General features: G+C 59.5%; 24 protein-coding genes. 10 read left to right on the top strand and 14 right to left on the bottom strand.

Annotation, left to right across the window (positions count from 1 at the left end; genetic code table 11):
* Positions 1 to 126: 126 nt before the first annotated feature.
* The 6 genes from msrQ to PMI21_RS15100 all read right to left on the bottom strand — a co-directional run bounded on the left by msrQ (position 127) and on the right by PMI21_RS15100 (position 6,108).
* Positions 127 to 747 carry a protein-methionine-sulfoxide reductase heme-binding subunit MsrQ gene (gene msrQ / locus PMI21_RS15125; RefSeq protein ID WP_007938025.1) on the bottom strand — a complete coding sequence of 207 codons (621 nt, stop codon included), beginning with the start codon at positions 745 to 747 and terminating at the stop codon, positions 127 to 129.
* The gene (msrP, locus tag PMI21_RS15120) at positions 747 to 1,760 is read right to left on the bottom strand and encodes a protein-methionine-sulfoxide reductase catalytic subunit MsrP (RefSeq protein ID WP_007938026.1); all 1,014 of its coding nucleotides are present in this window, start codon (positions 1,758 to 1,760) and stop codon (positions 747 to 749) included. The genes msrQ and msrP overlap by 1 nt, the downstream gene beginning before the upstream one ends.
* 63 nt (positions 1,761 to 1,823) lie before the next feature.
* A complete protein-coding gene (gene pssA, locus PMI21_RS15115; protein WP_007938027.1) occupies positions 1,824 to 2,681 on the bottom strand; it encodes a CDP-diacylglycerol--serine O-phosphatidyltransferase in 858 nt (285 codons plus the stop codon).
* Positions 2,682 to 2,826: 145 nt separating this feature from the next.
* Complete coding sequence (gene ilvC, locus PMI21_RS15110; protein ID WP_003228216.1) at positions 2,827 to 3,843, bottom strand: ketol-acid reductoisomerase; 1,017 nt, start codon at positions 3,841 to 3,843, stop codon at positions 2,827 to 2,829.
* 46 nt (positions 3,844 to 3,889) lie between these two features.
* Complete coding sequence (gene ilvN, locus PMI21_RS15105; protein ID WP_003205610.1) at positions 3,890 to 4,381, bottom strand: acetolactate synthase small subunit; 492 nt, start codon at positions 4,379 to 4,381, stop codon at positions 3,890 to 3,892.
* A gap of 2 nt (positions 4,382 to 4,383) precedes the next feature.
* The gene (locus PMI21_RS15100; RefSeq protein WP_007938031.1) at positions 4,384 to 6,108 is read right to left on the bottom strand and encodes an acetolactate synthase 3 large subunit; all 1,725 of its coding nucleotides are present in this window, start codon (positions 6,106 to 6,108) and stop codon (positions 4,384 to 4,386) included.
* 400 nt (positions 6,109 to 6,508) lie between these two features.
* Here PMI21_RS15100 and PMI21_RS15095 point away from each other — a divergent pair, with 400 nt between their 5' ends.
* Positions 6,509 to 6,931: a DUF4124 domain-containing protein gene (locus tag PMI21_RS15095; RefSeq protein WP_007938033.1), complete on the top strand. Its 423-nt coding sequence runs from the start codon at positions 6,509 to 6,511 to the stop codon at positions 6,929 to 6,931.
* 14 nt (positions 6,932 to 6,945) lie between these two features.
* On the opposite strand, the gene PMI21_RS15090 is transcribed toward PMI21_RS15095, so the two are convergent.
* From PMI21_RS15090 to mrcB, 3 genes are read right to left on the bottom strand one after another with little or no spacing between them, the layout of a single operon-like run.
* Positions 6,946 to 7,281, bottom strand: coding sequence for a YqcC family protein (locus PMI21_RS15090; protein WP_007938035.1), 336 nt, complete (start codon positions 7,279 to 7,281; stop codon positions 6,946 to 6,948).
* The gene (locus PMI21_RS15085; protein WP_007938036.1) at positions 7,281 to 8,015 is read right to left on the bottom strand and encodes a tetratricopeptide repeat protein; all 735 of its coding nucleotides are present in this window, start codon (positions 8,013 to 8,015) and stop codon (positions 7,281 to 7,283) included. Before PMI21_RS15085 ends, PMI21_RS15090 begins: the two co-directional genes overlap by 1 nt.
* A gap of 16 nt (positions 8,016 to 8,031) precedes the next feature.
* Positions 8,032 to 10,350: a penicillin-binding protein 1B gene (gene mrcB, locus PMI21_RS15080; RefSeq protein ID WP_033063987.1), complete on the bottom strand. Its 2,319-nt coding sequence runs from the start codon at positions 10,348 to 10,350 to the stop codon at positions 8,032 to 8,034.
* A 118-nt stretch (positions 10,351 to 10,468) separates the two neighbouring features.
* On the opposite strand from mrcB, the gene PMI21_RS15075 reads away from it, so the two are divergent.
* The 3 genes from PMI21_RS15075 (at position 10,469) to PMI21_RS15065 (ending at position 12,977) form a co-directional block, all read left to right on the top strand.
* Positions 10,469 to 12,025 carry a bifunctional aminoglycoside phosphotransferase/ATP-binding protein gene (locus PMI21_RS15075; RefSeq protein WP_007938043.1) on the top strand — a complete coding sequence of 519 codons (1,557 nt, stop codon included), beginning with the start codon at positions 10,469 to 10,471 and terminating at the stop codon, positions 12,023 to 12,025.
* A gap of 91 nt (positions 12,026 to 12,116) precedes the next feature.
* Positions 12,117 to 12,461: a pentapeptide repeat-containing protein gene (locus tag PMI21_RS15070; protein ID WP_007938045.1), complete on the top strand. Its 345-nt coding sequence runs from the start codon at positions 12,117 to 12,119 to the stop codon at positions 12,459 to 12,461.
* A gap of 243 nt (positions 12,462 to 12,704) precedes the next feature.
* Positions 12,705 to 12,977, top strand: a complete 273-nt coding sequence (locus PMI21_RS15065; protein ID WP_007938046.1) for a TfoX/Sxy family protein — start codon at positions 12,705 to 12,707, stop codon at positions 12,975 to 12,977.
* Positions 12,978 to 13,244: 267 nt separating this feature from the next.
* Here the strand turns inward: PMI21_RS15065 and PMI21_RS15060 are convergent, their stop codons facing one another.
* From PMI21_RS15060 to PMI21_RS15050, 3 genes are read right to left on the bottom strand one after another with little or no spacing between them, the layout of a single operon-like run.
* Entirely contained in the window at positions 13,245 to 14,111 is an 867-nt protein-coding gene (locus PMI21_RS15060; protein ID WP_007938047.1) for a ChaN family lipoprotein, read from the bottom strand.
* A 12-nt stretch (positions 14,112 to 14,123) separates the two neighbouring features.
* Positions 14,124 to 14,891 (bottom strand): heme ABC transporter ATP-binding protein, encoded by a 768-nt coding sequence (locus PMI21_RS15055; protein WP_007938048.1) that lies wholly within the window; start codon positions 14,889 to 14,891, stop codon positions 14,124 to 14,126.
* Positions 14,891 to 15,874, bottom strand: coding sequence for a FecCD family ABC transporter permease (locus PMI21_RS15050; protein ID WP_177318288.1), 984 nt, complete (start codon positions 15,872 to 15,874; stop codon positions 14,891 to 14,893). The genes PMI21_RS15055 and PMI21_RS15050 overlap by 1 nt, the downstream gene beginning before the upstream one ends.
* Positions 15,875 to 16,119: 245 nt before the next feature.
* Between PMI21_RS15050 and PMI21_RS15045 the strand changes: the two genes are divergently transcribed.
* Entirely contained in the window at positions 16,120 to 16,437 is a 318-nt protein-coding gene (locus tag PMI21_RS15045) for a Rieske (2Fe-2S) protein (protein ID WP_007938052.1), read from the top strand.
* Here the strand turns inward: PMI21_RS15045 and sfsA are convergent.
* Together sfsA and PMI21_RS15035 are read right to left on the bottom strand one after the other, a co-directional pair.
* Complete coding sequence (gene sfsA / locus PMI21_RS15040; RefSeq protein ID WP_007938053.1) at positions 16,434 to 17,141, bottom strand: DNA/RNA nuclease SfsA; 708 nt, start codon at positions 17,139 to 17,141, stop codon at positions 16,434 to 16,436. The genes PMI21_RS15045 and sfsA overlap by 4 nt on opposite strands.
* Complete coding sequence (locus tag PMI21_RS15035) at positions 17,141 to 18,313, bottom strand: pyridoxal phosphate-dependent aminotransferase (protein WP_007938055.1); 1,173 nt, start codon at positions 18,311 to 18,313, stop codon at positions 17,141 to 17,143. Before PMI21_RS15035 ends, sfsA begins: the two co-directional genes overlap by 1 nt.
* A 335-nt stretch (positions 18,314 to 18,648) precedes the next feature.
* Here PMI21_RS15035 and dksA point away from each other — a divergent pair, with 335 nt between their 5' ends.
* From dksA to PMI21_RS15010, 5 genes are all read left to right on the top strand, one after another.
* A complete protein-coding gene (gene dksA / locus PMI21_RS15030) occupies positions 18,649 to 19,092 on the top strand; it encodes an RNA polymerase-binding protein DksA (protein WP_007938057.1) in 444 nt (147 codons plus the stop codon).
* 140 nt (positions 19,093 to 19,232) lie between these two features.
* Positions 19,233 to 20,129, top strand: coding sequence for a tRNA glutamyl-Q(34) synthetase GluQRS (gluQRS, locus tag PMI21_RS15025; RefSeq protein WP_033063991.1), 897 nt, complete (start codon positions 19,233 to 19,235; stop codon positions 20,127 to 20,129).
* Positions 20,130 to 20,206: 77 nt separating this feature from the next.
* Positions 20,207 to 20,383 carry a hypothetical protein gene (locus tag PMI21_RS29345; RefSeq protein ID WP_003176118.1) on the top strand — a complete coding sequence of 59 codons (177 nt, stop codon included), beginning with the start codon at positions 20,207 to 20,209 and terminating at the stop codon, positions 20,381 to 20,383.
* A complete protein-coding gene (locus PMI21_RS15015) occupies positions 20,367 to 23,321 on the top strand; it encodes a sensor histidine kinase (protein WP_007938060.1) in 2,955 nt (984 codons plus the stop codon). The genes PMI21_RS29345 and PMI21_RS15015 overlap by 17 nt, the downstream gene beginning before the upstream one ends.
* Before the next feature lie 22 nt (positions 23,322 to 23,343).
* The gene (locus PMI21_RS15010) at positions 23,344 to 24,783 is read left to right on the top strand and encodes a sigma-54-dependent transcriptional regulator (RefSeq protein ID WP_007938062.1); all 1,440 of its coding nucleotides are present in this window, start codon (positions 23,344 to 23,346) and stop codon (positions 24,781 to 24,783) included.
* Positions 24,784 to 24,875: the final 92 nt, after the last annotated feature.

Genomic DNA, 24,875 nt, shown 5'->3' on the forward strand with positions numbered 1-24,875 from the left:
CGATGAACTGAAGCGTAACCGCTGTCGAAAACTGCGTAACTCGTTGTTTACCAAGGAGTTTTCCGTTTCGACTGCGCCGGAGGTGGGGCGAATTATAGACGTCCAGAATCTGCCGTCAACCTTTAATTACGCCTTTCTTGCAGAAGGTACCTTTTTAACAATTAAACGCGGAATTCGGCGGGTTACAGGCGGCAATCTCAACACTAATAACAACGCGCCTATAGAAGCGTAGATCGCCCACTCCCTCAGATCGGCGCGAACAATCCACAGCATATGCAGCAACCCAAGCCCGAGAATCACATAGACCAACCGATGCAATCTTTTCCAGCGAACGCCCAAATGCCGCTGACTGTAACGATTGGAGGTAACCGCCAGCGCCAATAAACCGAGAAAACCCAACACCCCGACGATAATGTACGGCCGCTTGCGCAACTCGATACCCAGTTGTGACCAATCAAAACCGAGGATGAACGCCGTATAACCGCTCAAATGCAAAACCACATAGGCGAAACACCACAACCCCAACTGCCGTCGGACAGCTATCCACCCCGACCAACCGGTGAGCTTCTGCAAAGGCATCATGCTTAACGTAATGAGCAGCAGGACAAGCGCCCCCAACCCCAGACGATCAACCAGCACCTTTCCTGGATCAGGCCCCAGCACATCCGCCCAGGCCTGATACAACCAAAGCAGCGGCCAAACCGCTGCGGCGATAAAGACACCAATACGCCAGAACAGATATCGCATCAGTAATTCTTCCGCAGATCGAGCCCTGTATATAAAGAAGCGACTTCATCCGAGTAGCCGTTGAACATTTGCGTGTCCCGCACATTGGGCTTGAACAGACCGCTCGGCAAACGCCTTTCCCGTGCCTGGGTCCAGCGCGGGTGGTCGACTGTCGGGTTCACGTTCGCATAAAAGCCGTACTCATCCGAGGCAATGCTCTGCCAGGTGGTTTTCGGTTGCTCGCTGACCAGGCTGATTCGCACAATGGACTTGATGCTCTTGAAGCCGTACTTCCAAGGCACCACCAGACGTAGCGGTGCGCCGTTCTGATTGGGCAACTCACGCCCATACATGCCTACAGCGAGAATCGCCAACGGATTCATCGCCTCATCCAAACGCAGCCCTTCTACATAAGGCCAGTCTATCAAGGCAAAACCGGAACGCTGCCCAGGCATAGTCTTGGGATCTTGCAGGGTTTCGAAGCGAATGAATTTGGCCTTGGACGTAGGCTCGACTTCTTTGAGCAAAGCCGAAATGGGAAAGCCTATCCACGGAATAACCATCGACCAGGCCTCCACACAGCGAAGACGATAAATACGCTCTTCCAGCTGATAAGGCTTCATGAAGTCTTCCAGCGCATACCGCCCCGGCTTGCCCACCTCCCCGTCTACCACCACGCTCCACGGTTCGGTTTTCAGCCCGCCGGCGCTGGCCGCAGGATCGCCTTTGTCGGTACCGAACTCATAGAAGTTGTTGTAGTGGGTCGCATCCCTGAAAGGCGTGATTGCCTCATCCTTGACGTTGACCGCTCCCCATTTAGTGGAAGGCAGTTTTTCGGCAAACCAGGACGGCGCCTTGCCTGGCTCGACATCGGCATAACGCGCAGCATCGTCGGCACTCGCCCAGCGCGGCAGAGTACTCACAGCCAAACCGGCAACGGCGGCGCCTAATATATTGCGACGGGAAAGGTAGAAAGATTCAGGCGTGACGTCCGACTCATGACAGTCGGACGCTTTGGGGACTTTGATCAGCATGGCAACTCCGCAGCATTGGAGGACAGATGCACCCATAGACTGCGGAGTATGAGGGAAATTACATCACTCGGTTTTTTTGTGCCGACGAAGGCGCAACAGGTACTGCACCGGGCCAGAAGCTGCATAGGCAAGGAAAACCAGCAGCAGGATACGCGGCGGATCACTGAACACAACAGCAAATACCAGCACCACGGCCAGGATCGCGACAAAGGGGACGCGCCCCTTCAAGTCCAGCTCCTTGAAGCTGTTGTACTTGATGTTACTGACCATCAGCATGCCCGCGGCGGCAACCATCAGTGCAACCAGGAACGACATTTTGGAACCCTGAATGCCGTAATCGCTGAACGCCCAGACAATGCCCGCGACCACACCGGCTGCGGCCGGGCTGGCCAGACCGATGAAGTAGCGCTTGTCGGCGGTGCCGACCTGCGTGTTGAAGCGTGCCAGACGCAACGCCGCACCCGCGACATAGACGAAGGCGACCATCCAGCCGACTTTGCCCATATCGCCCAAGGCCCAGCCGAATGCCAGCAAGGCCGGCGCGACACCAAAGGCAACCATGTCCGACAGCGAGTCATACTCGGCACCGAAGGCGCTTTGGGTATTGGTCATGCGGGCAACGCGACCGTCGAGGCCGTCGAGCACCATGGCGACGAAAATCGCGATCGCGGCAAACGCAAAGTACTTGCTCGCCCCGATCGCATCGCCGGCACTCAAGGCACTCTGGGCGCTCATCGAGTTGATGATGGAATAGAACCCTGCGAAGAGGTTCGCAGTGGTGAACAGATTCGGCAGAAGATAGATACCACGATGCCGGACTTTACGGCCTTCAGCGTCATGCCCTTCTTCGATGTGTTCATCGATGGGCAGAAGGCTTTCGGCGTCAGAAGCCTGCTTTGGCTCTTCGGGACGTTCGCTCATGGACATTACCTTGCAACGGGGTGGAAAGTTTCGACAGGTGTCTGGGACGACGGTTCGACCGCAAACGATGCAGCTTTATACCAGAACCGGCGGATCCAAACGAAAAAACGCGGCCTAGGCCGCGTTTTCCGTACAAGCTCGTGACTTAGTTCTTGGCTTTGTCGACGATCTTGTTGGCACCGATCCACGGCATCATGGAGCGCAGTTGCTCACCGATGATTTCGATACCATGAGCGGCGTTGTTACGACGCTTGGCGGTCATCGAAGGATAGCCGGTGGCGCCTTCGCTGATGAACATCTTGGCGTACTCGCCGTCCTGAATACGTTTCAGGGCGTTGCGCATGGCCTGACGGGATTCGGCGTTGATTACTTCCGGACCGGTCACGTACTCGCCGTACTCAGCGTTGTTGGAGATCGAGTAGTTCATGTTGGCGATACCGCCTTCGTACATGAGGTCAACGATCAGCTTCAGTTCGTGCAGGCATTCGAAGTAGGCCATTTCCGGCGCGTAGCCAGCTTCAACCAGGGTTTCGAAACCGGCTTTTACCAGCTCAACGGTACCGCCGCACAGAACGGCTTGTTCGCCGAACAGGTCGGTTTCAGTCTCGTCCTTGAAAGTGGTTTCGATGATGCCGGTACGACCGCCACCAACGCCGGCAGCGTAGGACAGCGCAACGTTTTTGGCGTTGCCCGAAGCATCCTGGTAGATAGCGATCAGGTCAGGGATACCGCCGCCTTTGACGAACTCGGAACGCACGGTGTGGCCCGGAGCTTTCGGCGCGATCATGATCACGTCGAGGTCAGCGCGCGGCACAACCTGGTTGTAGTGGATCGCGAAGCCGTGGGAGAAGGCCAGAGTGGCGCCTTTTTTGATGTTCGGCTCGATTTCGTTCTTGTACAGGGAGGACTGGAACTCGTCCGGGGTCAGGATCATGACCAGGTCGGCAGCCGCTACGGCGGAAGCAACGTCGGTCACTTTCAGGCCGTGGGCTTCGGCTTTGGCAACGGTGGCCGAACCTTTACGCAGGCCAACGGTAACGTCAACGCCGGAGTCTTTCAGGTTGCACGCTTGAGCGTGGCCTTGGGAGCCGTAACCGATGATGGCAACTTTCTTGCCCTGGATGATCGACAGGTCGCAGTCTTTATCGTAGAAAACTTTCATGAATTTCCCCTTTATATCTGGCCCTCAGGCCATTCGCTAATTTGGTTTAGATGCTCAGTACTTTGTCGCCGCGGGCAATCCCGGTGACGCCACTGCGTACGGTTTCCAGAATCGAGGCAGTGCCGATCGATTGAATGAAGCTGTCGAGCTTGTCGCTGGTACCGGTCAATTGAACGGTATACACGCTGGCGCTGACATCAACGATCTGCCCACGATAAATATCGGTGGTGCGCTTGATCTCGGCGCGCTGGGCGCCGGTGGCCTTGACCTTGACCAGCATCAGTTCGCGCTCGATGTGAGCACTTTCCGACAGGTCGACCAGTTTGACCACTTCGATCAGCTTGTTCAGGTTCTTGGTGATCTGCTCGATGATTTCATCGTGGCCGACAGTGGTCAGCGTCAGACGCGACAAAGTCGGGTCTTCGGTTGGCGCCACGGTCAGGCTTTCGATGTTGTAGTTGCGCTGCGAAAACAGGCCGACTACACGAGACAGAGCGCCCGGTTCGTTTTCCAGAAGCAGGGAAATAATGTGCCGCATGATTAAGTACGCTCCGTCTTGCTCAACCACATATCGCGCATGGAGCCGTCTTTGATCTGCATCGGGTAGACGTGCTCGCTGGTATCGACCTGGATATCGAGGAACACCAGGCGATCCTTCATGGCGAAGGCTTCTTCCAGCTTCGGCTTCAAGTCCTTCAGGTCAGTGATGCGGATGCCCACGTGACCATAAGCTTCGGCCAGCTTGACGAAGTCAGGCAGCGATTCCATGTAGGAGTGCGAGTGACGGCTACCGTAACTCATGTCCTGCCACTGGCGAACCATGCCCAGTACGCCGTTGTTCAGGTTGACGATCTTCACCGGCAAACCGTATTGCAGGCAGGTCGACAGTTCCTGAATGTTCATCTGGATACTGCCCTCGCCCGTTACGCAGGCGACGTCAGAATCCGGGAAGCTCAGCTTGACGCCCATGGCCGCCGGGAAACCGAAGCCCATGGTGCCCAGGCCACCGGAGTTGATCCAGCGGTTCGGCTTGTTGAACTTGTAGTACTGCGCCGCGAACATCTGGTGCTGACCCACGTCGGAGGTCACAAAGGCGTCGCCCTTGGTCACTTCGCACAGGGTTTCGATCACGGTCTGCGGCTTGATGATGCTGCCGTCGCCCTTGTCATAAGGGAACAGGCCGCGATCACCGCGCCACTCATCGACTTGCTTCCACCAGCTGGCAACGGACTCCTTGTTCGGGGTCTCGCCGATTTCCTTGAGGATCGCGACCATTTCGGTCAGGACGCTCTCGACCGGACCGACGATAGGCACGTCTGCCTTGATGGTCTTGGAGATCGAAGCCGGGTCGATGTCGATGTGAATGATCTTGGCATTCGGACAGAACTTGGCCGGGCCGTTGATCACGCGGTCATCGAAACGCGCGCCGACTGCAAGGATCACATCGGCATGGTGCATAGCCAGGTTGGCGGTGTAGCTGCCGTGCATGCCGAGCATACCGATGAACTGACGGTCGGTGCCAGGGTAGGCACCCAGGCCCATCAGGGTATTGGTCACTGGCAGGTTGAGCATCTTCGCCAGTTCGGTCAGCGGCGCAGAGCCACCACCGAGGATCACGCCGCCGCCCGAATACAACACAGGGCGCTTGGCCGCCAGAAGCATTTCGGCTGCCTTGCGGATTTGCCCGGAGTGACCGCGAACGGCCGGGCTGTAGGAACGCAGCTTGGCTTTTTTCGGGAAGATGTATTCGAACTTCTCGGCCGGGTTGGTCATGTCTTTCGGGATATCGACAACGACCGGACCAGGACGACCGGATTGCGCCAGGTAGAACGCTTTCTTCATGACTTCCGGGATTTCCGAGGCGTGCTTGATCATGAAGCTGTGCTTCACGATCGGCCGGGAGATACCGATCATGTCGGTTTCCTGGAACGCATCGGTGCCTACCATGGTGCTAGGCACCTGGCCGGAAATGATCACCATCGGAATGGAGTCCATGTAGGCCGTGGCAATACCGGTGATGGCGTTGGTTGCGCCCGGGCCGGAAGTTACCAGTACCACGCCGGCTTTACCGGTGGCACGGGCATAGCCGTCAGCCATATGGGTCGCAGCCTGCTCGTGACGAACCAGGATGTGGGTCACTTCCGGTTCTTTGAACAGGGCATCATAGACATGAAGAAGAGCACCACCCGGGTACCCGTAGATATATTTGACGCCTTCGTCACGCAAAAAGCGGACGAGCATCTCACCGCCAGATAAAAGCTCCACGTTGTTCACCTCTAAAACGCCAGAATACCGCCCACATACAAGAGGACGGGTCTTAATAGGTTTACTTCTCGGCAGAGCATGAGCGACGGTGGTCGCCGACTACGTCAGCACTGACTGAGCAAGTATTGGGATCGTCCCAAGTGTTGCGGGCCTTTCCCACCCAGCGCGAGGTAACGCGTTGCGGGTGTAACAGGTCGGCGCGGATGTGCGCCTCATGATCTACCGAGTGGGTCTGCTTCTGGCAGTCCCTCTACAGCGGACTTTGGATTCTTCTGTTTCGCCCATCGCAAGTCAAGCCGTCAATGTGCTTTATTCGAACTAAGCGCATGAGAACGCAAGAAAAAACCTTTAAACCGCAACTGTGTTAGCTTCAATTGCGCACTCATGACAAGGAAATGGCATGCGAACGTTCTTCCTCACCACCGGCTTGCTGATCAGCTTGAGCCCTTTGTGCATGGCGGGCCAGATCTATAAATGGGTTGATGCCCAGGGCGTCACCCATTTCGACGCGCAACCGCCTCAGGGCCGGGAGGCCACCCTGATGGTCACGCCCTCCCCGCCCGTCGGCAAGCCGAGCGCGCCATCGCGCGGCAACGTCATAGGCGATCAAAAGGCCATCGATAAAAAAGTGAAAAAGCAGGTCGCCGAGCAACAGGCCCAGCTGAAAGTGTTTTGCGAACAGGCCCGGACGAACCTGGCTCAACTGCAGAACAATCCGCGATTACGGGAGGAAGTCGACGGCGAGACGCGCCGCCTGACCGACCAACAACGTCAGGAGCGCATCACCGAAGCACAGAAACAGATTACGAAAAACTGCCAGTAGTCACCTACAAGGGTTCAGCGAGACACGGTGATCAACACGTCGAACTCTTTGAGCAAGACCTGAAGCTGCCGGTCCTTGCCCTGGACGTTGCGGCCGGCGAAGACCATTTCGGCCATTTCCTGGATCCCCGACGCATTGGGCAATGGCAGGTCTTGCTCCAGAATCGACTTCATCTTTGGCAGGAAGATCCATTGCAGCCACTGCTCGAAATCCAGCGTATCCACCGAAAACGGTTCAACGCTGGAGAGCGCCTCAGCGGACGGCGGCACTTCATCCCACCAACCCTGAACGCGCAGTTCACGCTCGATCAACAGCAACTGCTCGGCAATCTTCGGAAAGCGCATATCCATCACAGCGAAACCTTGGCCTTCTGACGAGCCAATGCTGCACCGGCCGGGTCACCCTGCTTCTCACGGGCCTGGGCGATCAATTCCCACAGGCTGGCCTGAAGATCCGGACGACCATTGGCGAACGTCAGACCACGACGGGCAAACTGCTCGGCCTGTGCGGCATCGCCTTGAGCCATACGTACCTGCGCCAGGCGATAAAGCACTTGCGGCTCGCGCGGTGCAACGCGCTGGGCACGTTCGAGGCTGGAAGATGCACCATTAAGGTCACCACTGGCCTGTTGCTGCTGAGCGGTGGTCAACAATGCCAGGACCGGACCGTCCAGTTGCTCATCGGCGGACAGACCGCTGGAGTTCGCCGAAGGAATCCCGCTGGGCGTCGACGGCATGCTGTAGCTGCCCTGATTGATCGGTGCCGACTGGATCGGCGAGGTATCAATCGGCCCCGGAGTGATCGGACCCGGGGTAATCGGCGAAGTGCTGATCGGTGCCGAGGAGACGGCGCCACCACCCGGGACCATCACCACGACCCCGGTGTCACCTTGCGGGATCGCCTGAGTCTGAGCTTGTACAGGACGCTTCACCGTCGACTGCCGGAACCCGCCATTCGCCGAAATCCGCTCGCTATTGGAAACGGCAGTGCCGGCATCCACAACCGGGATCGAACCACGCTGTACAGTGGAGCAGCCGCTGAGCAAAGCCACGGCAGTCACCGCTGGAATCAACCACTTGTTCACTTCAAATCCTCTTTGCTTAATTCATCCAGCCCTTGACCCAATCCATCACCGATTCAGCAGGGCTTTCGCCGCCGCAAGCAGCACCGGGAGGTGGTTCGCTGCCGCGAATATACGGCATCTGCACCGCGCCTGGGCAGTTGGCTTCGGAGCCTTGCCCGGTACGCGAATCGACCCAGGCCTGAACAATATTGTCCGGCTGCGGCATGTCCAGCGGCAGCGGATCGGCCTTGCGCATGAAACTGGTCCAGACCTGCAACGCACCGGTGGCACCGGTGAACGGTGTCTTGCCATTATCATCGCGCCCCAGCCAGACCACGGCCAGCAGATCCTGACTGAAGCCGGCGAACCAGCTGTCCCGAGAATCGTTACTGGTACCGGTCTTGCCGGCCAGGGTCAGGGTTTTCGGCAACACGTTGTAAACCGAACTGCCGGTGCCTTCACGCATGACGCGCTGCATGGCGTTCTGGATCAGGTAAATGGACGCCGGATCAAATTGCTGCTGAATCTGGAACGGATAACGCTTGAGCGGCTCGCCCTCGGCAGTCAGTACGCTGCGAATCCCGCGCATCGGCGTATTGAACCCGCCATTGGCCAGCGTCTGGTACATGGTCGCCACTTCGATCGGGGTCATACCGCCGGCACCGAGCAACATCGACGGGAACGCCGGGAATTCGCGACTCACCCCCAGGCGCGCCAGGGTCTTCAAGACATTCGGCACGCCCACCGCCAACCCGAGACGCGCGGTCGACAGGTTGTAGGAATGCGCCAACCCTTGATACAGGAACACCGTGCCGTGGGAACGGCGATCATAGTTCTGTGGTTTCCAGACCTGACCGTCCGCGCCTTTGACCGAGAAGTAGTCGTCTGACAGCCAACTGGTCAGCGTGTACTGGCTCGGCTTCTCAAGGGCGGTCAGATAAACCGCCGGTTTAATCAAAGAGCCGATCGGTCGTACCGCGTCCAGCGCCCGGTTGAAACCGGCAAAACTCGCCTGACGGCTGCCGATCATGGCCTGGACTTCACCGGTTTCCGGGTTGGTCACGACCATCGCCGCTTCCACGTCATCGGAACCCTTGCGACCCGAAAGACGTTTGAACGTGTCATTGACCGAGGCTTCGGCTTTCATCTGCAGGATCGGGTCGAAACTGGTGAAGATTCGCAGCCCTTCTTCGGTCAAGTCTTCGTCGCGGTAGTCTTCGCGCAACTGACGCTTAACCAGATCGAGGAAGCCCGGGAACGAGCTGTCGGCCAACTTGCCGCGAGTGGTCACACCCAGTGGCATTTTCTTCGCCGCCTCAACCTGCTCGGCGCTGGCAACGCCTTGTTCCTTCAGGACATCGAGCACCAGATTGCGCCGCTCCAGCGCCCGCTCAGGGTTGCGGCGGGGGTTGTAATAGGACGGCCCCTTGACCATGCCCACCAACAAAGCGACTTGATGCAGTTTCAGCTCGGACAATGGCTGCCCGAAGAAGAACTGGCTGGCCAGGCCGAAGCCGTGCACCGCGCGCTGACCATCCTGGCCGACAAACACTTCATTGAGGTAGGCCTCAAGAATTTCGCGCTTGTCGTAATGCAGCTCAAGCAACATCGCCATCATGGCTTCGGTGAGCTTACGGGTCAGGCTGCGTTCATTGGTGAGGTAGAAGTTCTTGACCAACTGTTGCGTCAGCGTACTACCGCCCTGGGTCATCTTGCCGCCCGAGGTGTTGACGTAGATAGCTCTGGCAATCGACTTCGGCGACACGCCCCAGTGGCTGTAGAAATCCCGGTCTTCTACGGCAACCAGGGTTTCGAGCAGATACGGCGGAACCTGATCGATCTTGATCAGGATGCGGTCTTCAAGGTTTTTCGGGTAAATCCCGCCGATCAGCAGCGGTTCCAGCCGCACCACGGAAAGCTTTGCATCGTTGCTCGACGAGAGTTCGGCCACGTAGTCGCCGGAAAAGCGCACGCGCACGGGCTGAGGCTTCTCCAGGCCTTCGTAGAACTGGAAGCCCCGGGTATTCAAGTCGACGGTATTGCCGTTGACCGCCGCAGCGCCGGGGCCATTGCTCACGCTTTCGCGACGGTAGCCCAAGGCGTCGAGTTCGGTGAGGAAGTCGTCCTTGCTCAACTTTTGTCCGACGAACAGCTCGAGCGGGCGCGCGTACACCTTGGCCGGAATGGTCCAGCGCTTGCCGGAGAACTTCTCCTGGACCACGGCGTCGAGGTAAACCGCGAACCCGGCGAGCACCACAAGGCCGACCAGGCTGAGTTTAAGGGCCCAGCCCAGCCAGGGGCGCATGCCCTTGGAAGGTGGTTTTTTAGGGGTGCGGGGGGATCGAGTTCGAGTCATGGCGGCGGATTATACGCACTTTATTCATACTCAACAGGAGCCCTCTGAGGTTTGCGTCGGACGGACTTGCAGCCATAATGACGGCCTTGAATTTCCCCCAGACTCTGAAGGATCACCTGTGAGCCAGTCCCTGATCGCTGCCCTGCAAAACCCGGCCCTCTACCCGCATCCCGTAGAAGGGTTCCAGGTCATCGAGACCCATATTTCCTGGGTGATACTCACCGGTCCCTATGCTTATAAAGTGAAGAAGCCGGTGAATTTCGGCTTCCTCGATTTTACCAGCCTTGAGGCTCGCGAGCATTTCTGCGGTGAAGAGCTGCGCCTGAACCAGCGCCTGACCCATGATTTGTACCTTGAAGTGTTGCCGATCACCGGCAGCCCCGAGGCACCACAACTGGGCGGCGAGGGTCCGGTTGTCGATTACGCCCTGAAAATGCGTCAGTTCCCACAAAGCCAACTGCTCAGCACCCTGCAAGCCAACGGCGAATTGACCACTGCGCACATCGACGAGATGGCCGCGCAGATCGCTCAATTCCACCTCAGCGCACCGAAAGTGCCCGCCGAACACGAAGCCGGCACGCCGGACAGCGTCATGGCGCCGGTACGGCAGAACTTTGAGCAGATCCGCCCGTTCCTCAGCGACAAGGCCGATCTGCTGCAACTCGAGGCACTGCAAGCCTGGGCCGAAAGCAGCTTCGAGCGCCTCAAGCCGCTGTTCGCCCAGCGCAAGGCCGACGGCTTCATTCGTGAATGCCATGGCGACATTCACCTGGGCAACGCTACCGTGATCGACGGCAAAGTGGTGATCTTCGACTGCATCGAGTTCAACGAACCGTTCCGCTTCACCGACGTTTACGCCGACACCGGCTTCCTGGCGATGGACCTGGAAGACCGTGGCCTGAAGAGCCTGGCACGCCGTTTCATCAGCCAATACCTGGAACTGACCGGCGACTACCAGGGCCTTGAGCTGCTGAACTTCTATAAAGCCTACCGCGCACTGGTTCGCGCCAAGGTCAGCCTGTTCAGCATGCCGGCCGAAGCCGATCCGGTGCAGCGCGCCACCACTCTGCGTCAGTACCGCAACTACGCCAACCTGGCGGAAAGCTACAGCACCATTCCTTCGCGTTTCCTGGCGATTACCCACGGTGTTTCCGCCGTCGGCAAAAGCCATGTGGCCATGCGCCTGGTGGAAGCATTGGGCGCCATTCGCCTGCGTTCGGATGTCGAGCGCAAGCGTATGTTCGGCGAACAGACCGTGCCGAACGACCTGCAGGCCGGTATCTATAGTGCCGACGCCAGCGCCGCTACCTACAGCCGCCTGCATGAAATTGCCGATGTGATTCTGCGTGCCGGCTTCCCGGTAGTGGTCGATGCCACGTACCTCAAGCGCGACCAACGCGACGGCGCAGCAAAAATCGCCGAGGCCACCGGCGCGCCGTTCCTGATCCTCGATTGCGACGCACCGCAAGCGGTGATCGAGAGCTGGTTGAAGCAACGCCAGGCGGACAACAACGATCCGTCCGACGCCAACCTGGCCGTTATCGCCGCCCAGCAAGCCAGCCGCGAAGCTCTGACGCCAGCAGAAATCCTCTGCAGCAAACGCGTCCAGACCAATGAAAGTGGCACCCTCGACACCGTTGTGGCGCAGATTCGCCAACGCCTGCCAGGCCTGTAAGAAACTATTTCAACCGTGAAGCCCTCGCCGGCTTCACGGCCGTCAAATAGTGGCACTATACTGGCGCCATAAAACCATCAGGTGATGTGACATGAGCCAGCCGAAACTTCTCGATACCCCGCTTTATGCCTTGCTGCACAAAGACGACATCACAGGCTTTAACAACGAACGCCCGAAAGATGGACCTATCGACATGGTCGGTGGTGACTTCCGTGGTCTTGATCTGCGTGAACTGAACGCCGACGGCATCGACTTCACCGATGCCTATTTTCGCTCTGCCGACTTGCGCGGTATCGACTTTCGCAACTCATCCCTGGAAGGCGCGAGCCTGGCCCACGCGCAGATCTCCGGTGCCTACTTCCCGCCAGAGCTGAGTGCCGATGAGATTCTGATGTCGATGAATTTCGGTACACGCCTGCGTTATCGCACCCGCTAAATAAGCGACGCTTCACTCAGTCCGGCGCCCCCGCCTTGCGCTGGACTTTGTACTTTTTTTGCTCGAAAACTCAATTTTCCACACGCCTTCGGACTACATGCTCCGCCTTTTCACGCCGCTTCTTGAGTTTGCCTCTTAGAAGCTTTTACGTCGAAACCGACCAAACAATCACGCTTTTCCTACTGATGGCTACACTGCTGAGAGGCTCGCCCACGCACCGTTCGGCTGTCGCAAGGAGGCTTGATGAATGATGAACTGCAACACCTGAAGAATCTTGGCAAGACGTCGGCGCAATGGCTGCATGCCGTGGGCATCCACAGTGCCTCGGACTTGCGTCGGCTGGGAGCTGTGGACGCTTATCGGGCCGTGCGCACGCGCGGTTTTCGGGCGTCCAAGGTGTTGTTGTATGCGATCGAAGGCGCGTTGATGGATGTTCACTGGAACGACATTCCCGCCGAGCGCAAGGAGGCCTTGAACAGACAGCTGGATGCTATTTCGTCTCGCCACAAGAATTGAGCGGATAATTTCACTTGAGCGCACAGCCTGGAACCCAATGATTACGGGGCTTTCCAGCGAAGGAACGACGTAATTCATGGAAATGGGAAATCAGCGGTTGACTTGGTAATGAGAATCGCTATGATTATCACAACTGGTCGCGAGACTGGTCGATATTCTGAAAAGCCCTTGGTTCGGACTCTCAGATTATCTCCTCATCAGGCTAATCACGGTTATTTGACCCGGCTCTTGCCGGGTCTTTTTTTGCCTGTGGAAAACTCGCCCGGTTTACTGACCTGACGGCTTGCCGAACTGCTTGCGCATTTGCGCGCAGTAATCCTGCGGCGGCGTGGCGGGCGTATACCAGACGTAATCGGCCATGGCCGGCGTGACCTCAGCGCCCTGCTCCGCCAGCATCAATACCGTTGGTGCCTCGGGCTCACCCAGATCCAGCACATGGATCGGCACCCCGACATCCTTGCGTGCGTGGAACGCGCCGGCAAACAACAGTGAAGGCATCGGTGCCGCCAGTAATCGCTCGGCTATCCGCCGGTCACGCTGCTGCTGGACGGCCAGCATCGCGGGCATCTGTGATTCAGGCAGCAAGCCGCAGTGGGAATCGCTGATCTGTGCCAGCAACTCATTCTTGACCGTCGGGGCGTTGGAGCGCGTACCGCTCAATGTTGGTGGTTTGGCATAGACCGTACGGACTTCAGGCGTGTCCAGATTGGCCGCCAGTAACGGGTACGGCTGAGTCAGGGCAAAACGAACGATCGGCCCGTACAGATTCCAGTCCCATCCCGGCTGCCAGGCCAATGCCCCGGACAAATCGGTCGGCAGCGGTGAGGCATGCCGAACGTCATTGACGCGCTGTTGTTGAGCCGGTGTAAGCATTTCCAGCAGCAGACTGCCTTGGGGTCGTCGCTCACCCAGTACCTGCAATAACCACAATTGCAGTTGATGGTGATCACGATTGTCATGCTGCTCGCCAACGATCAACCGCGAAGGTTCAGCCAACCGTGCAAGCAGTTCCTGCGCTGTCATGACCTGACCGCTGCGCAGATCCCGGATTTCGCCGCTGACCGGCGGCACCGCTACATGCTGGCAAGCACCCAGTAACAGCGCGGCCAGAAAAACCATCACGCGTGTTTTCATCCCTAAAACACCTCAGCGGGCGATGATCAGCGGATGCCCACGCTCCGGGTGCGGTTGCACCAATACTTCCAGCCCGAACACAGCCTTGAGCGGTTCCGGGCGCAATACCTGTTCCGGCGTGTCCAGCGCCACCGGACGCCCACCTTCGAGCAGTAACAGGCGATCACAATAACGTGCCGCCAGGTTCAGATCATGCAGGATCACCAGCACCGCCGCACCGCGATCGGCGAATTCACGCACCGCTTGCAGCGTGGTGTGCTGATGCAGCGGGTCGAGCATCGACGTCGGCTCATCGAGCAACAACGTTTGCCCGGCCTCGCCCGGCCAGAGCTGCGCCAACACTCGCGCCAGATGCACCCGCTGACGCTCGCCACCGGACAACGCCAGATAACTGCGACCGCTCAAGTGCCCCGCATCGGCCGCCTGCAGCGCGGCGGCGACAATCTCGTCATCCCGGACCCGGCCACTTTGATAAGGCAGGCGGCCCATGCCGACCACTTCGTCGACGCGAAAGGCAAAGTCCAGGGTCGACACTTGCGGCAAAACCGCCAAACGCTGGGCTCGCTGCGCCCCGGCCCAATGACGCAACTCACGCCCATCGAGCCAGACACTGCCATGGTCCGCAGGCAATTCGCCGCACAGCGCGCCGAGCAACGTGCTTTTACCGGCGCCATTAGGCCCCAACACGCCGAGGACTTCGCCCGGTTGAAGCTCGAGAGTGATGCCCGTCAGGACAATCTTTCGACCACGGCAAATTTTCAGGTTCTGCGTTCGCAACATCAGGCACGCCCTCTGAGCAATAAATACAGAAAGAACGGCGCGCCGATGAAAGCCGTGACAATCCCGATCGGCAACTCAGCCGGCGCCAGGGCCAGCCGCGCCACCAGATCGGCAAATAACAGGAGACTGGCCCCCGCCAACACCGACGCCGGCAACAACACCCGATGATCGGGGCCGGCCAGCAGTCGCACCAGATGCGGCACCACCAGGCCGACAAACCCGATCATCCCCGCCGCCGCTACCGCTGCGCCGACCCCCAGCGCCGTGCAGAACACCAATCCGCGCTTGAGACCTTCGACGTCGATACCCAGGTGACCGGCCTCCGACTCCCCCAGCAACAATGCGTTCAAGGCCTTGGCCCGACGCGGCAACCACAGCGCCACGCCGGTGCTCACCAGCAGCAACGGCCAGAGTCGCGCATAACTGGCGCCGTTAAGACTGCCCAGGTTCCAGAACGTCAGGGTGCGCAGGGTCGCGTCATCTGCCAGATAGGTGAAGAGCCCGACCGCCGAACCGGCCAGGGCAGTCAATGCAATACCGGCCAGCAGCATGGTCGCGACGCTGGTCTGGCCATTGCGTCGCCCCAGTCGATAGACCAGCGCCGTTACACCCAACCCGCCGAGAAACGCGCACACTGACAACAGATAAGGCCCGAAGGATTCAGGCAGTCCGCCGAATACCGAGCCGCCGACAATCGCGATGGCCGCGCCCAGTGCCGCGCCGCTGGACACCCCCACCAGGCCCGGATCGGCCAGAGGATTGCGAAACAAGCCCTGCATCGCCACACCGGACAGCGCCAGAACCCCGCCCACGGCCAAACCCAGCAAGGTGCGCGGCAGGCGGATTTGCCCGAGGATCAGCTCAGCCTGCTCCAACCCGTCGGACGCAATGGGCAAACCGATCAGCCGCAGCGCCGCCCGTAGCGTATCGAACAACGGCAAGCTAACAGGCCCCAACGCCAGCGACAGCCAGATCGCCAACAAACACAGCAGGCTCAAGCCTATGAACAACGCACGAGGTTTAACCAGAAGGGTCATTGGCCAGTCGTACGGGGATCGAACAGGTGCATAACAGCCTCCTTTAAAGGTTTCCCGGGCATAGAGATGACAGTCCAAGTATTCTCGGCATCCGGCAATCGCCCCGAAGGCGAGCCACCATTTGATAATTGCTTGCATTTGAACGTCAAGCTCGGACATACCGGGTCGAGCTGCTGGACTTGAGGATAGACATGAAGTTTCTTTGCACAGGCGCCGAATTGGCTGACGCCAGCAGTCGCGGTTTCGACGTCGACGGTCAGAAGCTCCTGGCCGTACGCCGGGGTGGTCGGGTGTATGTGTATGAAAATCGCTGCCCGCACCGGGGCGTTGGACTGGAATGGAAACCCGACCAGTTTCTCGACCCCAGCAACAGCCTGATCCAGTGCGCGACCCACGGCGCACTGTTTCTGATCGAGGACGGTGAATGCGTCGCCGGACCCTGCGCCGGGCAATCCCTGACCACCATCCTCTGCCGCGAGGATGAACAAGGGATCTGGGTTACGCTCTAAAGCAACACATCCAGCCGCCGATCGACCACCATTTCTTCGTGGGTCAAGCGCACGCCATACGCCAGTACTTCGACTCCACACGCCACCGCTTCACGCAACGCAGCTGCGTAGGCCGAATCGATTTCTTCGGCAGGACGTACCGCGTCGATCCCTGTCAGGTTCACGCAATACAACTGCACTGCGCGAATCCCGTCCCTGGCCAAATGCGCCAGTTCGCGCAAATGCTTGGCCCCTCGCTGGGTCACCGCGTCAGGAAATGCCGCCACCGCCGAGCCATCGAAGCCCAGGGTGACGCTTTTGACTTCCACATAAGCCGGCCCGCCCGGGTAATCGAGACGAAAATCGATGCGGCTGCTTTCCTGACCGTAGGCCACTTCGCGCTTCAGTTCGGTAAAGCCGTTCAACTCGGTGATGACGCCGGCCTGCAACGCCTCCTCGATCAAACCGTTAGCGCGCCCGGTGTTCACGCAGAACAGCCGCCCCTGTGGGGTTTCGCCAACTTCCCAAGTGCCGGGCAACTTGCGCTTGGGGTCGGTGGAGCGGCTAAACCAGACTTGCCCGCCCTCGACCTGGCAATTAAGCATCGAGCCGGTGTTCGGGCAGTGAATGGTCAGCAACTCGCCACCAACGGTTTCGATATCGGCGAGAAAACGCTTGTAACGACGAATCAAGCGACCTTCTTCAAGGGGAGGATGAAAACGCATCAGCCTTGCCAGCTCTTCAAACCGCGGGCGATCCGCTCGACTGCTTCTTGCAAGCGCGGAAGGCTTTGGGTGTAGGCAAACCGCACATGATGCCCGGCCTGATGACGCCCGAAGTCCAGGCCCGGGGTAATTGCAACGTGCTCGGTTTCGAGGAAGTGCCGGCAGAACGCGAAGGCATCGCCGCCGAACTTGCTGATATCGGCGTACAGATAGAACGCGCCTTCCGGTTCAACGGCGATGCCGAAACCCAACTCCCGCAGGGCTGGCAGCAGGAAGTCACGACGTCGACCGAACTCGGCGCGGCGTTCCTCGAAAATGCTGATGGTGGCGGGTTCGAAACAGGCCAATGCGGCGTGCTGGGCCATGCTCGGCGCGCTGATGTAGAGGTTCTGGGCGAGCTTCTCCAGCTCACCGACCGCCGCTTCAGGCGCGACCAGCCAACCAAGGCGCCAACCGGTCATGCCGAAATACTTGGAAAAACTATTGAGGACGAAGGCACTGTCATCCACTTCCAGCACGCTGGCCGCATCCGTGCCGTAAGTCAGGCCATGGTAGATCTCGTCAACCACCAAATGACCGTGACGGGCCTTGATCGCCGTGGACAGCCCGGCCAGTTCATCGCGGGTCAGGATGGTCCCGGTGGGGTTGGCCGGCGATGCCACCAGAGCGCCGACGCTGTCGTGATCCCAGTGACGCGCGACCAGGTCCGGGGTCAGCTGATAACGCACGTCCGGGCCCACCGGCACCAGTTGCGCCGCGCCTTCCACCAGGCGCAGGAAGTGCCGGTTGCACGGGTAACCCGGGTCGGCCAGCAGCCAGTGCTTGCCCGGGTCCACCAGCAATGCACTGGCCAACAGCAATGCGCCTGAACCGCCAGGCGTGATCAGGATGCGCTGCGGATCAATGTTCAACCCGTAACGCTGCTGATAAAAGCCCGAAATGGCTTCACGCAGCTCGGGAATGCCACGGGCGGCGGTGTAACGGGTCTTCCCCGCCGTCAGCGCGGCCTGGCCGGCCTGGATGATCGGCTCGGCGGTGGTGAAGTCCGGCTCGCCGATTTCCAGGTGAATCACGTCGTGGCCGGCCGCTTGCAGCTCGTTGGCCCGCGCCAGCAGGGCCATGACGTGGAACGGTTCGATAGCGCGACTGCGCGCACTGTAGGACAGAGCCATTAGCCTTCCTTACAACGGGGGAAAAGAATTGATTCTACCCAAGCGCAGGAACGAGCGAGAGTCTAAAGCGGTCAGAGCCCATATTATGCTGGTCTCAATCGATTCAAGCGTATGTCTCAGGTTTGACTAAAATCAATAATTGATCAGGTCTCCTTAGCCACCAGACGAAGCTTTGCAATCTTTTGCAAGCACCACGGGCCGCGGGCTCGACATCCGGGAGTAGCGCGGTCCGATTTGATCTGGTAAGTTCGCCCGCTTGCAGCCGCAGGGCCGGCAGGTGTCGGTGATGGAGCAATCCTGCGCAATGGATTACAAGAGTAGAGGCGGTCCATTTCATGCCCACCCAAGCAAAGCAACAGCAGCAACAGTCGATCAGCGGTTTCGAACCTTACGTTCCGACCCCGGGCGAAGAGTACATGGGCGCCCCCATGCGCGCGCACTTCACCAAGATCCTGACCAAGTGGAAACTGGACTTGATGCAGGAAGTCGACCGCACTGTTGATCACATGAAAGACGAAGCGGCCAACTTCCCTGACCCGGCCGACCGGGCCAGCCAGGAAGAAGAGTTCGCCCTCGAACTGCGTGCCCGCGATCGCGAGCGCAAGCTGATCAAGAAAATCGACAAGACGCTGCAACTGATCGAAGACGAAGAGTACGGCTGGTGCGACTCCTGTGGCATCGAGATCGGCATCAAGCGCCTCGAAGCCCGTCCTACAGCCGACATGTGCGTTGACTGCAAGAACCTGGCGGAAATCAAGGAAAAGCAAGTCGGCAAATAATTCCGACTTGAACGAAGAACGGAGCGTGCGAACGCTCCGTTTTTGTTTCTGACATTTGCTGATATTTGTTACGACTTCAACATCGCCGAAGGCGGCTTCAAGCCGTGTTCAAAACGATTGGACAGCCTGACATCGCCCTTATGACCGCCATCGCCTCTTCCGCCTACATCGGGCGCTTCGCCCCCACGCCCAGCGGGCATCTGCATTTCGGCTCTCTGGTCGCAGCACTGGCCTCGTACCTCGACGCCCGTTCGGTCGGTGGTCGCTGGCTGGTGCGCATGGAGGATCTCGATCCGCCACGTGAGGAGCCCGGCGCTCAGGCGGCGATACTCAAGGCGCTGGAAAGCTACGGTTTCGAGTGGGATGGCGAGATGGTCCGACAGAGTGACCGGCACGCGGTCTACGCCGAGGTCCTCAATCGCCTGTTCAGCCAGGGCCTGGCCTATGCGTGCACCTGCTCGCGCAAGCAACTGGAGCCGTATCACGGCATCTATCCCGGGTTCTGCCGCAACGCGGGACACGGCACCGAAAATGCGGCAATCCGCGTGCGCGTACCGGAACTGGAATACCACTTTATCGACCGGGTGCAGGGCGAATTCCGTCAACACCTGGGCCGCGAGGTGGGTGACTTCGTGATTCGTCGCCGTGACGGGCTCTACGCCTATCAATTGGCGGTGGTGCTGGACGATGCCTGGCAAGGCATCACTGATATCGTGCGCGGCGCCGATCTGCTGGACTCCACGCCACGCCAGCTCTATCTGCAAGAACTGCTCGGCCTGCCGCAACCGCGCTACCTGCACATCCCGCTGATTACCCAGCCGGACGGCCACAAACTCGGCAAATCCTATCGCTCGCCGCCGCTGGCCGAAGATCAGGCCACGCCGCTGTTGCTGCGCGCATTGCGGGCGCTGGGGCACAATCCTGTTACCGAACTGAATGACGCTACGCCACGGGAAGTGCTGAATTGGGGCATTGCCCACTGGGATGCGTCGCTGATCCCGCGCACACTGACGCTGCCCGAAGCACAACTGCAGTGATGCCACTTGCAGTGGCGCACCCATCCGTTACCATCGCCGCACGTTTTCGGGCACGCGCATAAAAGAGAGAGGCCGGGATGTACATCTATCGCTTGGTCCTGCTCCTGGTAGTGGGGATTTATCTGTTCTCCCCGGCCATCATGGATTGGTGGATCGACGCCACTGGCGCCTGGTATCGCCCTTATTTGCTCTGGCTGATTCTGATCGTCGTGACCTTCATCCTGCAGAGCCAAAAAGATGCCGATGAGCTTTAGCCTGACCCAGATGATCCTGATCAGCGCCGCGTACCTGGCGGTGCTGTTCGGCGTGGCCTGGATCAGCGAACGGGGGATGATCCCCCGGGCGATCATTCGCCACCCGCTGACGTACACCCTGTCGCTGGGCGTTTATGCCAGTGCCTGGGCGTTTTACGGCACGGTGGGCCTGGCCTATCAGTACGGCTACGGTTTTCTGTCCAGCTACCTCGGGGTTTCCGGGGCGTTTCTGCTGGCGCCGGTGCTTTTGTACCCGATCCTGAAGATCACCCGCACTTACCAACTCTCGTCGCTGGCCGACCTGTTCGCGTTCCGCTTCCGCAGCACCTGGGCCGGTGCGCTGACGACGATTTTCATGCTGGTCGGCGTGCTGCCGTTGCTGGCATTGCAGATTCAGGCGGTGGCCGACTCCATCAGCATCCTCACCCGCGAGCCGGTGCAGCATCGCGTGGCCCTGAGTTTCTGCGCACTGATTACGCTGTTCACGATTTTCTTCGGCTCGCGCCACATCGCCACCCGCGAGAAGCATGAAGGCCTGGTGTTCGCGATTGCCTTCGAGTCGGTGATCAAGCTGATCGCGATTGGCGGCGTCGGCCTGTATGCGCTGTATGGCGTGTTCGATGGCCCGCAACAGCTGGAACTGTGGCTGCTGCAAAACCAGACCGCCCTCGCCGCCCTGCACACGCCACTGCAGGAAGGACCATGGCGCACATTGCTGCTGGTGTTCTTCGCCTCGGCGATCGTCATGCCGCACATGTACCACATGACCTTTACCGAAAACCTCAACCCGCGCTCGCTGGTCAGCGCGAGCTGGGGCTTGCCGCTGTTCCTGCTGCTGATGAGCCTGGCAGTGCCGTTGATTCTCTGGGCCGGGCTGAAACTCGGTGCCACCACCAATCCGGAATATTTCACCCTGGGCATCGGCATCGCCGCCAATAGCAAAGCCCTGGCGCTGTTGGCGTATGTCGGTGGATTGTCGGCGGCCAGCGGGCTGATCATCGTTACTACGCTGGCGCTGTCCGGGATGGCACTGAACCATCTGGTGCTGCCGCTTTATCAGCCGCCGGCCGAGGGCAACATCTACCGCTGGCTGAAATGGACCCGCCGGGCGCTGATCGTCGCGATCATCATGGCCGGTTACGGGTTCTACCTGATGCTGGGCGCTGAACAGGACCTGGCCAACCTCGGCATCGTCGCCTTCGTCGCCACGTTGCAGTTTCTGCCGGGGGTGTTGTCGGTGCTGTACTGGCCGACCGCCAACCGTCGCGGCTTCATCGCAGGCTTGCTGGCGGGGATTCTGGTGTGGCTGGTGACCATGCTGTTGCCGCTGGTCGGCAATCTGCAAGGCTTCTACATTCCGCTGCTGAACATGATTTACGTGCTGGACGACACCAGCTGGCACATGGCGGCGATTGCCTCGCTGGCCGCCAACGTGCTGATGTTCACCCTGATTTCACTGTTCACGAACGCCAGCCCCGAAGAGGCCAGCGCCGCAGAAGCCTGTGCGGTGGACAACGTTCGCCGCCCGCAACGCCGCGAACTGCATGCCGCCTCGCCTCAGGAATTCGCCACGCAACTGGCCAAACCACTGGGCGCCAAGGCCGCGCAGAAAGAAGTCGAACAAGCGCTGCGTGACCTTTATCTGCCGTTCGACGAACGCCGGCCTTACGCCTTGCGTCGTTTGCGTGACCGTATCGAAGCCAACCTCTCCGGCCTGATGGGGCCGAGCGTGGCGCAGGACATGGTCGAAACCTTCCTGCCCTATAAGGCCGGCGGCGAAAACTACGTCACCGAAGACATCCACTTCATCGAAAGTCGCCTCGAGGACTACCACTCGCGCCTCACCGGCCTTGCCGCCGAACTCGATGCCCTGCGCCGCTACCACCGCCAGACCCTGCAGGAATTGCCGATGGGCGTGTGCTCGCTGGCCAAGGACCAGGAAATCCTCATGTGGAACAAAGCCATGGAGGAGCTGACCGGGATTGCCGCGCAGCGTGTGGTCGGTTCGCGCCTGAGCACCATTGCCGATCCGTGGAAAGAGCTGCTGCAAGGCTTCATCAATCTGCCGGACGAACACTTGCACAAGCAGCACCTGGCCCTCGATGGCCAGACCCGCTGGCTGAACCTGCACAAAGCGGCGATCGACGAACCGCTGGCACCGGGTAACAGCGGCCTGGTGCTGCTGGTGGAGGACCTGACCGAAACCCAGATGCTCGAAGACAAACTGGTGCACTCCGAGCGCCTGGCCAGCATTGGTCGACTGGCGGCCGGCGTGGCCCATGAAATCGGCAACCCGATCACCGGCATTGCCTGTCTCGCGCAAAACCTGCGCGAAGAGCGTGAAGAAGACTCCGAACTCACGGAAATCAGCGGGCAGATCCTCGAGCAGACCAAACGCGTGTCACGCATCGTTCAGTCGCTGATGAGCTTCGCCCACGCGGGCGGTCATCAGCACAGCGACGAGCCCGTTTGTCTGGCGGAAGTGGCCCAGGATGCCATCGGCCTGCTGGCCTTGAACCGGCGCAATTTCGAAGTACAGTTCTACAACCTGTGCGACCCCGATCACTGGGTCGAAGGCGACCCGCAGCGGCTCGCCCAGGTATTGATCAATCTGCTCTCAAACGCCCGTGATGCCTCGCCTCCGGGCAGTGCAGTGCGCGTCAAGAGCGAAGCCGGCGAACACACGGTCGATCTGATCGTCGAAGACGAAGGCAGCGGTATTCCCTCGAGCATCATGGACCGACTGTTCGAACCCTTCTTCACCACCAAGGATCCTGGCGAAGGCACCGGTCTGGGCCTTGCACTGGTCTATTCCATCGTTGAAGAGCATTATGGACAAATCACCATCGACAGCCCGGCTGATGTTCAAAGCCAACGCGGCACCCGTATCCGGGTGACCTTACCGCGTCATGTCGAAGCGACGTCCGCTGTGAACTGAGACCGTCGAGAGTATCGAATCAATGCCGCACATTTTGATCGTCGAAGACGAAACAATTATCCGCTCCGCCTTGCGCCGTCTGCTGGAACGTAACCAGTACCAGGTCAGCGAAGCCGGATCCGTGCAGGAAGCACAAGAGCGTTTCAGCATTCCCACGTTTGACCTGATCGTCAGTGACCTGCGCCTGCCGGGCGCGCCGGGTACCGAGTTGATCAAACTTGGCCAGGGCACTCCGGTGCTGATCATGACCAGTTACGCCAGCCTGCGTTCGGCCGTCGACTCCATGAAAATGGGCGCGGTGGACTACATCGCCAAGCCTTTCGATCACGACGAGATGCTCCAGGCCGTCGCGCGAATCCTGCGCGACCGGCAATCGGCGCAAGCCAGCGGTGAGCCGGTCGTCGGCAAAGCGTCCAATGGCGCCGCTGCCAAAAGCGGTGTCGACAACAGCAACGGCGAAATCGGCATTATCGGCTCTTGCCCGCCGATGCAGGACCTGTACAGCAAAATCCGTAAAGTCGCGCCGACCGATTCCAACGTCCTGATCCAGGGCGAATCCGGTACCGGTAAAGAACTGGTCGCACGCGCCCTGCACAACCTGTCCAAACGCGCCAAGGCGCCGATGATTTCGGTGAACTGCGCGGCCATCCCGGAAAGCCTGATCGAGTCCGAACTGTTCGGCCACGAAAAAGGCGCGTTCACCGGCGCCAGCGCCGGGCGTGCCGGGTTGGTGGAAGCGGCGGACGGCGGCACTTTGTTCCTCGATGAAATCGGTGAACTGCCACTCGAAGCCCAGGCCCGCCTGCTGCGCGTATTGCAGGAAGGTGAAATCCGCCGGGTTGGCTCGGTCCAGTCGCAGAAGGTCGATGTACGCCTGATCGCCGCGACCCACCGGGACCTCAAGAGTCTGGCGAAGATCGGCCAGTTCCGTGAAGACTTATATTACCGCCTCCACGTGATCGCCCTGAAACTGCCGGCCCTGCGCGAGCGCGGTGCGGACGTCAATGAAATTGCCAATGCCTTCCTGGCGCGACAGAGCGCGCGGGTCAACCGCACCGATCTGAAATTCGCCCTGGATGCCGAGCAGGCGATCCGGCATTACTCCTGGCCAGGTAACGTTCGTGAACTGGAAAACGCGGTTGAGCGTGCGGTGATTCTGTGCGAGAGCCCGGAGATTTCCGCCGAGCTGCTGGGTATCGACATCGAACTCAGCGATCTGGAAGACGACGACTTCATCGGCCTCGCGCCCCAGCAGGGCAACAACGCCGGTAACACCAGCCACGAACCGACCGAAGATTTGTCCCTGGAAGACTACTTCCAGCACTTCGTGCTCGAGCATCAGGATCACATGACCGAAACCGAACTGGCCCGCAAACTCGGGGTCAGTCGCAAATGCCTGTGGGAACGCCGCCAGCGCCTGGGCATCCCGCGGCGCAAGACCGGGGTGGCCAGCGAGAGCTGAACCACGCCTGTCGGATGTGTGGGTAACACGTGACATTGTGGAAAAACTGTTACCTCAGCTTTTTCACGTAACAGAAGCCGGGGCTTACGGTA

The organism is Pseudomonas sp. GM18, from assembly GCF_000282195.1.
Taxonomy (GTDB): Bacteria; Pseudomonadota; Gammaproteobacteria; order Pseudomonadales; family Pseudomonadaceae; genus Aquipseudomonas.